This window comes from Halomonas sp. McD50-4, assembly GCF_022348135.1.
Classification (GTDB): Bacteria; Pseudomonadota; Gammaproteobacteria; order Pseudomonadales; family Halomonadaceae; genus Vreelandella; species Vreelandella piezotolerans.
This window is the reverse complement of sequence record NZ_JAKRFG010000005.1, coordinates 140,689-154,304: the sequence shown is the minus strand read 5'-3', so window position 1 is coordinate 154,304 and position 13,616 is coordinate 140,689. Positions and strand designations below refer to the sequence as shown.

Annotated in this window: 12 protein-coding genes; 2 read left to right on the top strand and 10 right to left on the bottom strand. The window is 58.5% G+C overall.

The features are described 5' to 3' along the window. The first annotated feature begins 3 nt into the window (after positions 1–3). Positions 4–894 carry an amino acid ABC transporter substrate-binding protein gene (locus tag MHM85_RS08220; RefSeq protein WP_239285685.1) on the top strand — a complete coding sequence of 297 codons (891 nt, stop codon included), beginning with the start codon at positions 4–6 and terminating at the stop codon, positions 892–894. Here the strand turns inward: MHM85_RS08220 and MHM85_RS08215 are convergent. From MHM85_RS08215 to MHM85_RS08190, 6 genes are read right to left on the bottom strand one after another with little or no spacing between them, the layout of a single operon-like run. Further along, a complete protein-coding gene (locus MHM85_RS08215) occupies positions 869–1,195 on the bottom strand; it encodes a hypothetical protein (RefSeq protein ID WP_219861972.1) in 327 nt (108 codons plus the stop codon). The two genes, MHM85_RS08220 and MHM85_RS08215, sit on opposite strands and share 26 nt — an antisense overlap. Next, the gene (locus tag MHM85_RS08210) at positions 1,188–2,561 is read right to left on the bottom strand and encodes an acyclic terpene utilization AtuA family protein (RefSeq protein ID WP_219861970.1); all 1,374 of its coding nucleotides are present in this window, start codon (positions 2,559–2,561) and stop codon (positions 1,188–1,190) included. Before MHM85_RS08210 ends, MHM85_RS08215 begins: the two co-directional genes overlap by 8 nt. Next, positions 2,558–3,406 carry a 3-keto-5-aminohexanoate cleavage protein gene (locus MHM85_RS08205; RefSeq protein ID WP_239285683.1) on the bottom strand — a complete coding sequence of 283 codons (849 nt, stop codon included), beginning with the start codon at positions 3,404–3,406 and terminating at the stop codon, positions 2,558–2,560. Before MHM85_RS08205 ends, MHM85_RS08210 begins: the two co-directional genes overlap by 4 nt. Continuing rightward, positions 3,403–4,329, bottom strand: a complete 927-nt coding sequence (locus MHM85_RS08200; RefSeq protein WP_219861966.1) for a 3-hydroxyacyl-CoA dehydrogenase NAD-binding domain-containing protein — start codon at positions 4,327–4,329, stop codon at positions 3,403–3,405. The genes MHM85_RS08205 and MHM85_RS08200 overlap by 4 nt, the downstream gene beginning before the upstream one ends. Continuing rightward, positions 4,326–6,203, bottom strand: a complete 1,878-nt coding sequence (locus tag MHM85_RS08195) for a TRAP transporter fused permease subunit (RefSeq protein ID WP_219861964.1) — start codon at positions 6,201–6,203, stop codon at positions 4,326–4,328. Before MHM85_RS08195 ends, MHM85_RS08200 begins: the two co-directional genes overlap by 4 nt. 18 nt (positions 6,204–6,221) lie before the next feature. Further along, positions 6,222–7,196 carry a TAXI family TRAP transporter solute-binding subunit gene (locus MHM85_RS08190; RefSeq protein WP_139525827.1) on the bottom strand — a complete coding sequence of 325 codons (975 nt, stop codon included), beginning with the start codon at positions 7,194–7,196 and terminating at the stop codon, positions 6,222–6,224. 130 nt (positions 7,197–7,326) lie between these two features. Here MHM85_RS08190 and MHM85_RS08185 point away from each other — a divergent pair, with 130 nt between their 5' ends. Next, a complete protein-coding gene (locus MHM85_RS08185; protein WP_139525826.1) occupies positions 7,327–8,277 on the top strand; it encodes a LysR family transcriptional regulator in 951 nt (316 codons plus the stop codon). 81 nt (positions 8,278–8,358) lie between these two features. Here MHM85_RS08185 and MHM85_RS08180 read toward each other — a convergent pair whose 3' ends face one another. The 4 genes from MHM85_RS08180 to hydA all read right to left on the bottom strand — a co-directional run bounded on the left by MHM85_RS08180 (position 8,359) and on the right by hydA (position 13,590). Beyond that, positions 8,359–9,216: an ABC transporter substrate-binding protein gene (locus MHM85_RS08180; RefSeq protein WP_219861962.1), complete on the bottom strand. Its 858-nt coding sequence runs from the start codon at positions 9,214–9,216 to the stop codon at positions 8,359–8,361. A gap of 176 nt (positions 9,217–9,392) precedes the next feature. Continuing rightward, positions 9,393–10,736, bottom strand: coding sequence for an NAD-dependent dihydropyrimidine dehydrogenase subunit PreA (gene preA / locus MHM85_RS08175; RefSeq protein WP_219861960.1), 1,344 nt, complete (start codon positions 10,734–10,736; stop codon positions 9,393–9,395). Beyond that, positions 10,733–12,112 (bottom strand): NAD(P)-dependent oxidoreductase, encoded by a 1,380-nt coding sequence (locus MHM85_RS08170; RefSeq protein WP_219861957.1) that lies wholly within the window; start codon positions 12,110–12,112, stop codon positions 10,733–10,735. Before MHM85_RS08170 ends, preA begins: the two co-directional genes overlap by 4 nt. A 38-nt stretch (positions 12,113–12,150) precedes the next feature. Further along, positions 12,151–13,590 carry a dihydropyrimidinase gene (gene hydA / locus MHM85_RS08165; RefSeq protein WP_219861955.1) on the bottom strand — a complete coding sequence of 480 codons (1,440 nt, stop codon included), beginning with the start codon at positions 13,588–13,590 and terminating at the stop codon, positions 12,151–12,153. Positions 13,591–13,616 lie beyond the last annotated feature (26 nt).

Genomic DNA, 13,616 nt, shown 5'->3' with positions numbered 1-13,616 from the left:
AACGTGAAAATCCTAGTGCAGTGGTGGGTAGGACTTCTCATGTCGGTGTGGGCTGTCTCCTCGGCGGCGGCTTCCGATATCGATACGCTGCAGCGGCTGAGCGAGACAGGCACCTTACGCGTGGGCTATGGCGATACCGCGCCCTTTTCTTACACGGATGACAACGGCAACGTGCTCGGATACTCCATCGAATTATGCCAGCAGGTGGCGTCGCAACTCCAAGAGCAGCTCGGCCTGCCCTCCCTCGCCATCGAGTACGTGTTTAGAACGCCCGGTAATCGTGTGCAGATGCTCAATAGCGGCGAGATCGATATCGAATGCAACGCAAGCACCAATAATGAAGAGCGCCGACGCAGCGCTGATTTTTCGCTGAGTCACTTTTTTGTCTCCGTGCGCTTCGTCTCACTCAAAGAGAACCATTACGACACGCTTCAGGATTTGGCCGGACGCAGTGTGAGCGTGGCCCGGGGCACCGTCAACGTCGGGCAAATCAACCAAGCCAACCGTGAACGGCGGCTGAATCTTTCCGTTGTACCGGTCGAGACGCTGCAAGCGGCCTTCGATCTCGTCACCGATGGCCGCGTCGCCGCGTTTGCCATGGACGACATTCTGCTCAGCACGATGATCGCAGAGTCAGAGGATCCAACGGCTTATGCCCTCTCAGAAGAGGCCATTACCGCCGAAGAGCCACTGGGCTTGCTGATGCGTAAAGACGATCAGGCGTTCGTGGCGCAAGTCAATCGAGCGCTGCGCACCATTTACCAGCAAGGGGACATGCAGGCACTCTACGAACGCTGGTTCCAGCAGCCTTTGCCCGGTAAAGGCATTACCCTCAACGTGCCGATGAGCGATACGCTAGCGCGGTATGTTAGGGAGCCGCTTCGGGAGGAGTGACCTCCATGGATAAAAGTAGGGCGGACAACGTTTTTCCATGTCCATCCAGGTTCAACGCGCCATTGACGCCCCCTTGCAGCGCATCGTCCAACACTAAGTTGATACCTTTGAGATGAGGTAATAAATACCGAGTGACGTGATGCACATCTCGATGCGCAAATAGCGCTGCAACGTTCGCTTCCGAGAGCTGTTCGACCAGCCAGGAATAGTGCGCTTCCTCGTATACAAACACGCCTAAGCTGAGCCGATCGCCTTTATCGCCTGCCCGGGCATGGGCGTAGCGATGCAATAATTCACGCATTACCCTCTCCTCTATGCAGTGTCACGATGGGGGTAACTTGTTGTCTGGGTACCAAATACGAAGCGGTTTTTAGGCGTTGAGTATGGTGTCTCCTGACGCCGCCACCGCCAGCAGGTCCGCAGCAATAAAGGGCTAATAACTCCTGTGTTGCCAGCTCCACCACGCGTTGGTCGGCATGCTCGACGGCGAGACGGAGGCGAATATCGCTAGCGGCTTGGCCGATGTGATGGGGATTGTATTGCGAGTCACCATCGAAAACGCTGGAGACACCAATCAAGTCGAAGCGCGCTCGCAAATTGGCGGGGCAGCGTAATGCCAGCCGTTGTCGCAGCGTGTCTCTGGCGAGACAAGCTCTGGCAAACGCATTAGGGCCTGCATAAGAGATTTCGGCTTCACCTTGGTAGCCACCCAGAAAACTAACGGTGGTTTTTAAACGAGCAGGTGCTGGTTTGCCGCGGACACCCGTGATTTCGACACGGTCTTTGGCCAGTTGTCTGACGCTGACATGCGCCAGATCGATGACGACATCAGGAGTGATGTAAGCACTGGGATCATGTATTTCATACAACAGCTGTTCTTTCACCGTTTGTTCGGTGACCAAGCCACCCGTACCGGGTGGTTTGGTCACGATTAGCCGCCCGTTTCGCTCTACTTCCACCAGGGGGTAACCCAGCGAGGCCATACCAGGGACGTCTTTGAAACCAGGGTCAGCAAAGTAGCCCCCGGTGACTTGCGTGCCACACTCAATCAAGTGACCTGCCAATGCCCCAGCGGCAAGCCTGTGCCAGTCATCGCTTGCCCAGTCGTGGTAGTAGCACAGTGGGGCGAGTGCCAGCGAGGGGTCGGCCACGCGCCCGGTAATCACGACGTGTGCCCCTCGTGCCATCGCCTCTATCAGCCCATCTGCGCCGAGATAGACATTGGCGGCGACCACGTGCTCGAGTGCTGACAGAGACCGTTTTTCGCCCTCCCAGGCCTGCCAGTCAAGGGCATGCAACTGGTCTCTCACGTCATCGCCGTGAATCGTGGCCAAGCACGCTTCAGTGTGACCCAAGCGCTTGGCTAGCTGCTGAATACGACGGCAGGCGGCCCCAGGGTTGGCCGCCCCAAAGTTGCCCAATACCGTAATGTGATGGGTGAGGCAATCGCTCAATACGGGCGATAAAAACTCTTCCAGCAACGGCTCATCACCGCTGTCAGGATCTTTGATGCGGCGTAATTGGGCCGCCGCCAGCGTTCGCTCACCCAATGTTTCGAACATAAGCGCACGAGGCGCATCGTACGACATGAGTGCATCGACGAGCGGCCTGGCCGCATCGGTACGATCACCGGAAAAGCCCGCACCACAACCGACTACGACCGTCATAAGGTGACCCCCGTGCGTGCATTGGTAGTCAAGGCAAGGAAGTGGCGTGCTTCGGGTGCCGTCATCACTCGGCGCCCCGTTGCTTCGATACGCGCCTTGGTCTCAGCGACCAGCTCGGCATTGTGGGTGGCGAGTTGGCCATCCGCCCGCCATAGATTGTTTTCAAAGCCGACTCGAGCATGGCCGCCTTGCTGGGCTGCTAGTGCTAAGCAATCACCTTCGGTGGGGCCAAAGGCACACACCGCCCAATGGTCGCCAGCCGCCAATGCTTGTAAAAAACCTGGTAAACGGCCAGGGTCGGCAATGGGCGGGTCTGCATAGCGTCCAAGCACGCAGAGCAAAAACGCCGGGCCGTGGGGAACTACACCTTTATCTCTTAAGTTACTGAAATGATAAATATCTTCAGGTGAGTAAACGATGTATTGAATATGGGTGCCACGACTTACCAAGTGACGGCACAGCTCGCCACTGGCGTGAACTTCATACGCATCGCCGAACCATTCACGCACCGCAATAGACACGTACTCTGGCTGTAACGCCTCAATCACACGTCGCTGTTCTGAAGGTGAATAACGGCCACCGGCTTCGCTGGTGACCTGAAGGAGTAATTGATCTCCGATGGCTTCTTGGATGGCGCTAAGCGCCTCTTGGTAGGCCGCAGCATCGAGTAAATGACGGCCATCGGCCTCTCGTACATGCAGGTGCATGGCAGAGGCTCCCGCCGCTAGACACTCTTGTGCATCGCGTGCGAGCTCTTCTGGGGTCAATGGAATGGCAGGGTGGTCTTGATAGACGCGCCGTGCGCCGTTGGGAGCAACCATTAGCAAACAAGGTGAGGCGATCATAGGGACTTCTCCTGTTTGCCGTTTGCTAGCGCATGCTGGATGGCCGTTAACTGACGGTCTCGTTCAGAGAAAAGGTCCGGCAGTGAGTGACCATGCGTGGCTGACTCTACTCCTTGGATGACTTGCTCATAGAGTTCGTCGCTCATGGTCGGTTGCCCTAAGCTTGCCCAGCGATACTCCTGGCTAGGGCCGAGATGTTTCAGATAGTGGCGAATGCCCCCTTGCCCACCGCCCAGATGATAGGTCAGGAATGGGCCTTGAATGGCCCAGCGCAACCCTGGGCCTGCCGTCACAGCAAGGTCGATGTCTTCGACGCTGGCCACGCCCTCCTGTAACAGATAAAGCGCTTCTCGCCACAAGGCTGAAGAGAGGCGGTTTGCAATATGGCCGACCATCTCTTTACGCAGCACCACCGGCTGCTTGCCGATGCTGTGATAAAAATCGGCCAAGCGCTGTACCCGTTCACTATCTGGCCCGTAGAGTTCGACCAGTGGCACTAAGTGGGGGGGGTTGAAGGGGTGCGCGATAATGATGCGCTCAGGTTCGGGCGTCCCCTCAGTGATATCAGAGTGCTTTAGAGAGGAGGTGCTGCTGACCACCAACGCTTGCGAGGGCGCTATCCGTTGAATATCGGCTAATACCTGCTGCTTGAGCGCGATGGACTCGGGCGCATTTTCGACGACCAGTTCTGCCCCCTGTAGTGCCTCTTCCAGGGTGGGCGATACCACTGGTGTGAGAGGATCGACGCCAAGCGTACGCATATCCTCAGCGACGCGCTGAGCAAAGTAGGCTCGGGCGTTGGTATCCGGGTCGAAAGCCGTGACGAGTAAACCGCGGGAAAGAAAGTAGGCGGCCCAACTGACGCCGATCGTGCCACAGCCAATCACCGCGATCGTCGTCATGTTCACTTCTCGATGACTCATAGCTCCGCTCCTTGAAGTGCAATACGCCGAGAGGATTGCCAAGCCCATAGATAGAGCCCTGTCAGGCCCGCGATGCCGAGTAACCCAAGCGCACTATTGGGTACCAGCGCTAATAGTCCTGTGATGGCCAGCAGCGCACTATCCAACCAGCGGTGACCGAAGAAACGAGCGCCCCCTAATATGCCGGCAAAAGCCAAGACAAAGGCCATGGCACGCGCAGCGGCTAGGGTAATGTCCCAGGCATCGCCTAAACCGATAAGCGCCGGGTACGCCAAAATCAAGAAGGGGATAATGTAAGTGGTCGCCCCCAAGCGGATGGCTTGGCCAGCGACCTGCAGCCAGCCCGCCTTAGCAATACCAGCGGCAACGAACACCGCAATACAGACCGGTGGCGTGATGACCGATATCGTCGCGAAATAGAAAACGAACAGATGGGCGACTAACGGTTCGATACCAATGCGCGTTAGCGCAGGGGCTAGTACGGCAGCCACCAACACGTAGGCCGCCGTAGTCGGAATGCCCATGCCCATAATGAGACAGATGACGGCGACGATCAGGGCCACTAGGAAAACCTGTTCACCCGCAACGCTGACCACGAGCGTCGACAGCGTGACACCAATGCCCGTTAGGTTGAGCATGGCGACCAAAATCTGTGCGCCAGCGAGTAACACCCCGATGATCACCATGCCCTTACCCGCATCTTCCAAGCCGGTCACAAGCGAACGGGCTATTTGACGGGGCGGTGTTCGGTCTAGCAACGCAAAGAAAAGATAGCTGACCAGCAGCAGTGTAATGCCTAAAAAAGCGGCGAATTGGATGGAGTAACCGTTGAGAACACCCCCAAATAAGCCACCCAGCGCGGCAACAATGGGGGTTAATCGTCTCAATTGAAGTACATCGGGCCAAGCAGGAAGCTCGCTCTCCGGTACCAAGGGGAGGGCTTTGCGTACCGCTACCAAGTGGAGCGTAAAGAATACTGCGACATAGAAAAGCAGCGCAGGTAATACGGCAGCCAGGGCAATGGTGACGTAGCTGACCCCCAGTATCTCTGCCATGATGAATGCCGCTGCCCCGAGAATAGGCGGTGCGATTTGGCCCCCTGTGGATGCCACGGCCTCTACGCCGCCAGCAAAGGCCGGAGGATATTTGAGCCGCTTCATCATCGGAATGGTGAAGTTGCCGGTGGTGGCCACGTTCGCTACTGCACTGCCGCTGACCATCGCGAATAGGCTGGAGGCCACGGTCGCAATTTTGGCGGCGCCCCCTTGGCTACGCCCACCGATGCGCATTGAAAGGTCAATGAACGTTTGACCTCCCCCCGTATGAAGCAAAAGGCTACCAAAAAGCACAAACGCGGCAATGGTCGTGGCTGCGACGCCTAGCAACATCCCCCATACGCCTAAATCCCCGAGAAACAGCGTTTCCGTCACGAAGCTAGCATCAAAACCCCGGTGGCTAAGCGGTCCTGAGAGTCGGTCACCCAGTAGGGCATAAGCGATGCCGATGGTGACTAACAGCGGAAAGACCCACCCAATCGCCCGTCGAGCAACTTCCAAAATGGACACCACCAGAATGGCCGTGAGTGCCATATCTTGGGGGGTTGCCCAGGGAAGCGTGGTCAAAATGCGGTTAGCGTTGAAGGTAATGAACAGGCAGGCGGTGATGGCGCCCAGGGCTAATAACCCATCGATCACTATCCCTAAGGGGCGCCAGGATTTTCCAGCGCCCAGTGGATAGGTGAGTAGCCCCAGCCCGATGACCAGCGCAAGAAAGAGACTGCGATGAACCAAGCTTTCAAAAGGCCCGGTTGCTGAGGTATAGAAGATGAAGCCGCCCAACAACAGGGCGACCAGCATGAGCAGCTTATTGCGCATGGAACCGAGCTCCTTTCCTTATTCTGACGGCATCAGACGGTCAGGAATGTCGTATCCCTGCTCTTCGAAATAGCGCGCGGCACCCGGGTGAAAGGGCACCGTTCCGCTGCTGAGAGTGAGTTCGGCGATGTCGACCTCGGCGAGATTAGCGAGTGCACTGACTTGCGGGTCGGGATTTTCCATCACGGCTTTAACGATTTGGTAGGCCGTTTCTTCGTCAAGCTCGGGACTTGCATGCATCGCTAAGCCAAAGCTCCACGTCGTGTAAGCGGGCATGCCCTCGGCCGCTCCCTCAGGAATATTGACCACGGAAATATCAGGCATCTGTGCATTCAGCGTTTCAGCCTGTTCATCGCTGAGGGACAGCACTTGGATCGGCGTGAACGTCGCAATGTCCATGGAGGACCCGTCCAGCTTTTCGCCCACGCCAGATTTGACGTATCCCGCCATACGGTTGTCTTTGACACCGGCGACCACATCCGTCGTAGAACCGCGCACATACTCTGGGGTAAGCCCCAGCGTCTCCATCACGGCAATGGTCGTGGCCTCGGTGGCAGAGCCGGTAATCCCCGGATTCAGGCGCACGCCGTCTAGTTCTGCCATGCTGGTCACGCCGGAATCTTCGCGCATCACGACATTTTGTGGTGCTTGGGAGTAAACCCAAAGAAGACGGTTATCCACGGGGCGACCTTCAAACTCACCCTCCCCTGCATAGGCGTGATAGCCCACGTTGGTGGTAACGAGCCCCATATCGATTTGGTTTCTTAAAATGCGCCGCAAATTGTCAACGGTGGCACCGGTTTCTACGACAGAGGTGCGCACACCATCGACATGCTGATTGATAATTTGTCCAACGGCGACGAAATAGCCGTATTGGCTAGACGATGTGGAGGTCGAGCCAATCAAGAGCTGCTCTTCGGCGTGAACGGCCGTGCCTGCGATCAAGCCAGCACTGAGAATGGCGGTTAAGAGTGGCGTTTTGAGTGAGTACATAGCAGTTGCTCTCTCTGGGTATTGTGGGTTGTTGGTTCCAGAAGATGCGTGTCATTTGACTTATTAAGAATGAGAGAGCCTGCTAGTATTTGTCTAATATAATTATATGAATGAGACTTTTACTTTATTTATGCAGCCTTCCATTCGTCAGCTAAAAGCCTTCGTGGCGATTGCCGAGTTCGGCAGCTTCGTCGAAGCATCGGAGCGGCTGCACATGTCGCAGCCAGCCTTGAGTATTGCCATTCGCAAACTAGAAGAGTGTGTGGGAGGCGTGCTGTTCAACCGTTCCCCTCGCGGCGTGCAGCTCACCCCAGAAGGCAAGTTCTTTTTGCCAACGGCTAGGCGATTGATTAGCGATTGGGATGACGCGCTGGGTGATCTTGGAGAGCTATTCAATAAACAGCGAGGCAAAGTAACGCTGGCTGCGCTGCCAACGCTAGCGGCAGGATTCTTACCGACCGTGCTAGCCGATTATCGGCATCGATTTCCCAATATCGCGATCAGTGTTCACGATGTGCTGGCCTCCCAGGTAGATGACCTGGTAAGTGACCACCGGGCAGACATTGGACTGTCGGTACAGCCGCTTCGTGTAGAGGCAACGCATTTCGAGCCGCTCGTTGAAGACTATTTCGTCGCGGTTTGCCCCGTGGGGCATCCCTTGTTAGCGATGGACACCGTGCCTTGGGAGGCGCTGCTGCGTTATCCCATTATCGGCGTGAGCCGCCTATCGAGCACGCGTGCTGCCATTGAGAGCGTATTAGAACAGACACGCCTTGAGATGGACTTGATGTGTGAAGTCAGTCAGATTGGCACCGCTGGACGGATGGTGGCGGCGGGATTAGGAGTGGCAGCGCTTCCTTCATTCAGCTTCCGACAGATATCTGCAGAGGGCATTGGCTGGCGTCCTTTGATCGAACCGTACGTACCCCGCTCTTTGGGGATCATTACACCGGTCAGAGGCTCCCCGTCTGCCGCAGCAACCGCCATGCTGGAAAGCATAAGAGCTCATGCAGGGCAGCTAGGCGGCACCGCCGCTTATGTGCCACCACGGCCGCCCGAAGGCGACCGTGATCCGTCTTAGCAAGCGAGCCCTTCAGATGGCTGACTATCCGACGCAGTACATTGACCAGCGCAACGGGAACCGGCTCGTAAAGATGATGATTTAAAGCTGTGTTGCTAGCGCACTGGTGACTTCGTCAGTTTGCAGCGCCAGGCTTTGTAAGCCACCGCCTGATAGGTACCAAAGGGCCGGTGTGAGCATCACGAGTCTAGGCTTGGCGCCAGCCTCCGCCAGGGTGGCGCGCAGCGCGTCGGCGTCAGCAGGTTCATTGCCAATGGCTGCGCTGCGGTCGATCACGAGCACTACCTCAGGAGCGATCTCGGCAATCGCTTCAGCGGAAAGCGGTGTAAAAGTGCGTTCGCCACGTACTTCGGGGGGGACACTCTCGGGCATCTCCAGTGTTGCAATGCCCAAGACGTCGTGGACCACCGGGTGCTGATTGAGCATCAGGTTGCCGCCATTATGGGTGACGACCAGCGTTGTCGGCGCGTCGCTCAACGCTTCTCTTTGCTGCTCGATCTCGGTATGCAGCGTGGCGAGTGCCTCTTCCGCGTTATTTTCTTCGCCTACCTGTCCGGCGAGTTCGCGCACGTTAGCATCGAAGGCGGTCAGGTAATCATCGCCCGTCAGGCTGGTATTGAGCAGCGGAGCAATCTCGCCCAATTCCGCTTCCCACTCGGCTTGACGACCGGTGTAAAGAATCAGGGTTGGATCGGCGTGTTGCAGTACCTTCATCTCCGGCGAGCGCAGGCCGCCAATGTCGCTATAAGCGTCGGCAGCGTACTGGTCGAGATAGCTGGGCAAACTCGTTTTCGGCACGCCTACGACCTGCTCGTGCGCCCCTAGGGCGTCCAGCGTATCCAAGCTGCCTAGATCAAACGTGGCAATACGCTGGTCCGCGCTCGCGGCGGCGCTGACGCTGGCCAGCAGCAATGTGGCAGCGATGGCTTTTACTGTCATGTGGCATCCTTTTTTTTGAGAAATATAGCTATATGCAATATTTTCTCATCATCGCAGTAAGTCTAGGCGTTGTCGTGTGCCACTGGGGGAACGGTAGGTTGCAGAAAATGCGACCGCCTCTTTATCAAGAGGCGGCCGTGTCGACCTGAGTCGGCGTAGGTGTGGCTGAGTAGCGCCTAAGAGGCGACGCGGAAGGGGTTGCGCGGGTCGTCGTCCCAGGCGAGGAAGGGTTTGCCGGTTTCCTGAGGCACCATGGTGATGCAGCTCTCCACCGGGCAGGTGATTTGGCACAGGTTGCAGCCCACGCACTCGTCTTCGATGACCTCGTAGCGGCGCGCGCCGTCCTGCTCGGTGAGCTTGGCAATCGACTGGTGGGAGGTGTCCTCGCAGGCGATATAGCAGCGGCCACACTCGATGCACAGGTCCTGGTCGATATGGGCGATGGTCTTGAAGTTGATGTCCAGGTGCTTCCAGTCGGTGGTTTGCGGCACCGCCTTGCGGGAAAACGCTTCGATGGAGTCGTAGCCTTTTTCCGCCATCCAGCGGGAGAGGCCATCTTTCATTTCCTCCACGATTCGGAAGCCATTGAGCATGGCCGCGGTGCACACCTGCACGCTGCCTGCGCCGAGTGCGATGAATTCCGCCGCATCCCGCCAGGTGGAAATCCCGCCAATACCGGAAATGGGCAGCGTGGGCGTTGCCGGGTCACGGGCAATTTCCGCCACCATGTTCAGGGCGATGGGTTTTACCGCGCTGCCGCAGTAGCCGCCGTGGGTGCTCTGGTGGCCCACGGTGGGCTTGGCGACCATGTTGTTCAGGTCGATGCTGGTAATGGAGTTGATGGTGTTGATCAGCGAGACCGCATCCGCACCGCCACGCAGCGCCGCCTGGGCACCCACGCGAATATCGGTGATGTTGGGGGTGAGCTTGACGATGACCGGCTTGGAGTAGTGCTTCTTACACCAGTAGGTGACTTTTTCGATCAAATCCGGGTTTTGGCCCACCGCCGCGCCCATGCCGCGTTCCGGCATGCCGTGGGGGCAGCCGAGGTTGAGCTCGATGCCGTCCGCACCGGTCGCTTCAACCAGCGGCAGAATATACGCCCAGGCTTCCTCGTTGCAGGGCACCATGATGGAGACGATCAGCGCACGGTCCGGCCAATCCTTCTTCACCTGGGTGATCTCTTGAAGGTTGATCTCCAGCGAACGGTCGGTAATCAGCTCGATATTGTTAAAGCCGATCACCTCACGGTTTTTGCCGTAGTGGGCCGAGTAGCGGGAGGAGACGTTCACGGCAGGCGGCTCTTCACCGAGGGTTTTCCATACCACGCCGCCCCAGCCTGCTTCATAGGCGCGCACCACATTGTAGGCTTTGTCGGTGGGCGGGGCCGAGGCCAGCCAGAAGGGGTTGGGAGCTTTGATGCCAGCAAAGTTCACCGATAGATCGACGCCGTTCACCACGCTGTCGCCGCTTTGTTTCTTGCCTGGAAAAGAGAGGGTGTTGAAAGGTGTGGTGTTCATGCGGCCTCCTGCTGGGCGGCGAGCGCTTGATGAATGGCGTGGGCGGCCAGCTTGCCGTGCTGCACGGCTTGTACGGTGAGGTCCTGACCGGGTTTTACGCAGTCGCCACCGGCATACACATTGGGCAGTGAGGTTTGGAACATTTCATCCACGTGGATGCGCTCGTCATCCCGGGCCAGTTCGGCGGCGGTGGCATCGCGTAGGCTGTCGCCCGCAAAGCCCTGGCCGATGGCGGTGAAAATGGCATCCGCCGCGATCTCGAAGGTCTCGCCCGTGGTGGAGAGGCGGCCCTGTTGCTCGGCGGTGTTGGCAAAACGCATGCCTGCCACTCGCCCTTGAGCATCCAGCAGAATCTCGTCCGGCTGTGCCCAGGTCACCATGCGCACGCCGTTGGCCTTGGCGATCTCCTGTTCGTGGTCGGTGGCGGACATCGCTTCAGTACCACGGCGATACACCAGAGTGACCTCCTTGGCCCCCAAACGCGCCATTTGCGTGGCCATGTCGATGGCGGTATTGCCTGCGCCAATCACGATGCAGCGCTTGGCCACGGCCAGGGTGCTCAGGTCATCGGTTTGGCGCAGGGTCTTGATGTAGTCCACGGCGGGCATCAGGCCCGGTGCCTCTTCGCCGGTCAGCCCCAGCGTACGGCTGACCCCCAGCCCCAATCCCAGAAACACGCTGTCGTACTGCTGGCGCAGGGTATCGAGAGTGAGGTTGTCGCCCAGGCGCTGGCCGTACTGGAGGTCGATGCCGCCAATGTCCAGCAGGAACTCGACTTCCTTGCGGGCAAAATCGTCGGTCATCTTGTAGCGGGCAATGCCGTACTCGTTGAGCCCGCCAGGCTTTTGCTCGGCCTCGAATATCGTTACCTGATGGCCCAGCATGGCCAAGCGATGAGCGCAGGAGAGGCCCGCAGGCCCCGCGCCCACCACGGCAACATGGCGGCCAGTGCTGGCGGCCCGCTTGAAGGGGTGGCTGTCGAACTGCATATGGTCGGTAGCGTGACGCTGGAGCAAACCGATCAGTACCGGCTGGCACTCGGCGTCGTGGTTACGCACGCAGCTGCGTTCGCAGAGGATTTCCGTGGGGCACACCCGGGCGCAGCTGCCGCCCAGAATGTTGGCTTCCAGAATGGTTTCCGCCGCACCGTTGATATTGTTTTCGCTGATCTGGCGGATGAAGCTGGGAATGTCGATGTCCGACGGGCAGGCCTCGACGCAGGGCGCGTCATAGCAGTAGAGACAGCGCTGGCTTTCGATGATGGCCTGGCGCGGCATCAGCGGCGGGTGCAGGTCGCTGAAGTTGCTTGCCAGCGTTGCTGGGTCGTAGGTGCCGACCTCTTTTGCGCTGGGCAGATGATTAAGTGAATGGGTCACGGTCGTTTCTCCATGGCTCTGTTCTGAGAAAAGGCGGGTTAGCGCGTTACCGCCACGGGGGCATTCAGCTCGGCACGCTTGGCGAGCAGTTCAAACACACCGGGGTAGGCGGGACGCTCTAAATAGCGGCCTGCGCCACGCTCGGCGTGCAGCTCCCCGTCGCGCCATGTCCACTTGCCCTGGCTGATGGTGTGGCGGGCAATGCCGCGCACCGTCTTGCCCTCGAAAATGTTGAAATCGACGTTCTGATGATGAGTCTTGGCGGAAATCGTGCGGGTGCCGTTGGGGTCCCAGACCACAATGTCGGCATCAGCGCCCACTTGAATCGCCCCTTTGCGCGGGTAGAGATTGAAGATTTTGGCGGTGTTGGTGGAGGTGACCGCAACGAACTCCTGGGGCGAAAGCTTGCCGCTATTCACCCCTTCGTCCCAGATAACCGCTAGGCGGTCTTCCACACCCGCGGTGCCGTTGGGGATCTTGGTGAAGTCATCTTTACCAGCGGCCTTCTGCTCTTCGCAGAAACAGCAGTGGTCGGTGGCGGTGGTTTGCAGGTTGCCAGATTGCAGGCCGTGCCAGAGCGCTTCTTGGTGGCCCTTGGGCCGGAATGGCGGGCTCATCACATGGGCGGCGGCAGTGGCCCAGTCCGGGTGCTGGTAAACGCTGTCATCGATCACCAGATGGCCCGCCAGGCACTCGCCAAACACCGGGTGGCCCTGCTGGCGGGCGTAGGCGATTTCATCCACCGCGTCTTTGGTGGAGACATGCACCAGGTAGACCGGTGCGCCCAGGGTGGAGGCAATACGAATGGCACGGCTGGCGGCTTCGCCTTCCACCTGCGGTGGGCGGGAAAGCGGGTGGGCTTCCGGGCCGGTGATGCCTTGGGCCAGCAGTTTCTGCTGCATGTGGTAGACCAGCTCGCCGTTTTCAGCATGTACGGTGGGCACCGCTCCCAGCTCCAGGCAGCGGGAAAAGCTCTCCACCAGAATGTCATCGGTGGCCATGATCGCGCCCTTGTAGGCCATGAAGTGCTTGAAGCTGTTGACCCCGTGCTCGCGTACCAGGGTGCCCATCTCCTCTTTGACGCTCTCATCCCACCAGGTGATCGCCACGTGAAAGGCGAAGTCAGTGGCGGCTTTCTCCGCCCAGCCCTGCCAGGTTTCGAAGGCTTCCAGCAGCGACTGGCCGGGGCTGGGAATCACGAAGTCGATGATCGTGGTGGTGCCGCCCGCCATGGCGGCGGCGGTGCCGGTGTAGAAGTCTTCGCTGGCCACCGCGCCCATGAAGGGCATCTGCATGTGGGTATGGGGGTCGATGCCGCCAGGCATCACCAATTGGTGGCTGGCATCGACGATCTCGCAGCCTTCCGGCACCTCCAGGTCGGTGCCAACGGCGTGGATTTTGCCGTCGACACACAGCACATCGGCGCGGTAAGTGTCAGCGTGGGTGACCACCGTGCCGCCCTTGATCAATAAGCTCATGGTTCGCTCCTGTCGTTGTGTTTAGC

Bases quoted from the DNA above. Each gene is read 5' to 3' on its own strand.
- MHM85_RS08205 (WP_239285683.1), bottom strand. From the start codon at position 3,406: ATGATCGCCTCACCTTGTTTGCTAATGGTTGCTCCCAACGGCGCACGG.
- MHM85_RS08210 (WP_219861970.1), bottom strand. From the start codon at position 2,561: ATGACGGTCGTAGTCGGTTGTGGTGCGGGCTTTTCCGGTGATCGTACC.
- preA (WP_219861960.1), bottom strand. From the start codon at position 10,736: ATGAACACCACACCTTTCAACACCCTCTCTTTTCCAGGCAAGAAACAA.
- hydA (WP_219861955.1), bottom strand. From the start codon at position 13,590: ATGAGCTTATTGATCAAGGGCGGCACGGTGGTCACCCACGCTGACACT.
- MHM85_RS08185 (WP_139525826.1), top strand. From the start codon at position 7,327: ATGCAGCCTTCCATTCGTCAGCTAAAAGCCTTCGTGGCGATTGCCGAG.
- MHM85_RS08180 (WP_219861962.1), bottom strand. From the start codon at position 9,216: ATGACAGTAAAAGCCATCGCTGCCACATTGCTGCTGGCCAGCGTCAGC.
- MHM85_RS08215 (WP_219861972.1), bottom strand. From the start codon at position 1,195: ATGCGTGAATTATTGCATCGCTACGCCCATGCCCGGGCAGGCGATAAA.
- MHM85_RS08195 (WP_219861964.1), bottom strand. From the start codon at position 6,203: ATGCGCAATAAGCTGCTCATGCTGGTCGCCCTGTTGTTGGGCGGCTTC.
- MHM85_RS08200 (WP_219861966.1), bottom strand. From the start codon at position 4,329: ATGAGTCATCGAGAAGTGAACATGACGACGATCGCGGTGATTGGCTGT.
- MHM85_RS08190 (WP_139525827.1), bottom strand. From the start codon at position 7,196: ATGTACTCACTCAAAACGCCACTCTTAACCGCCATTCTCAGTGCTGGC.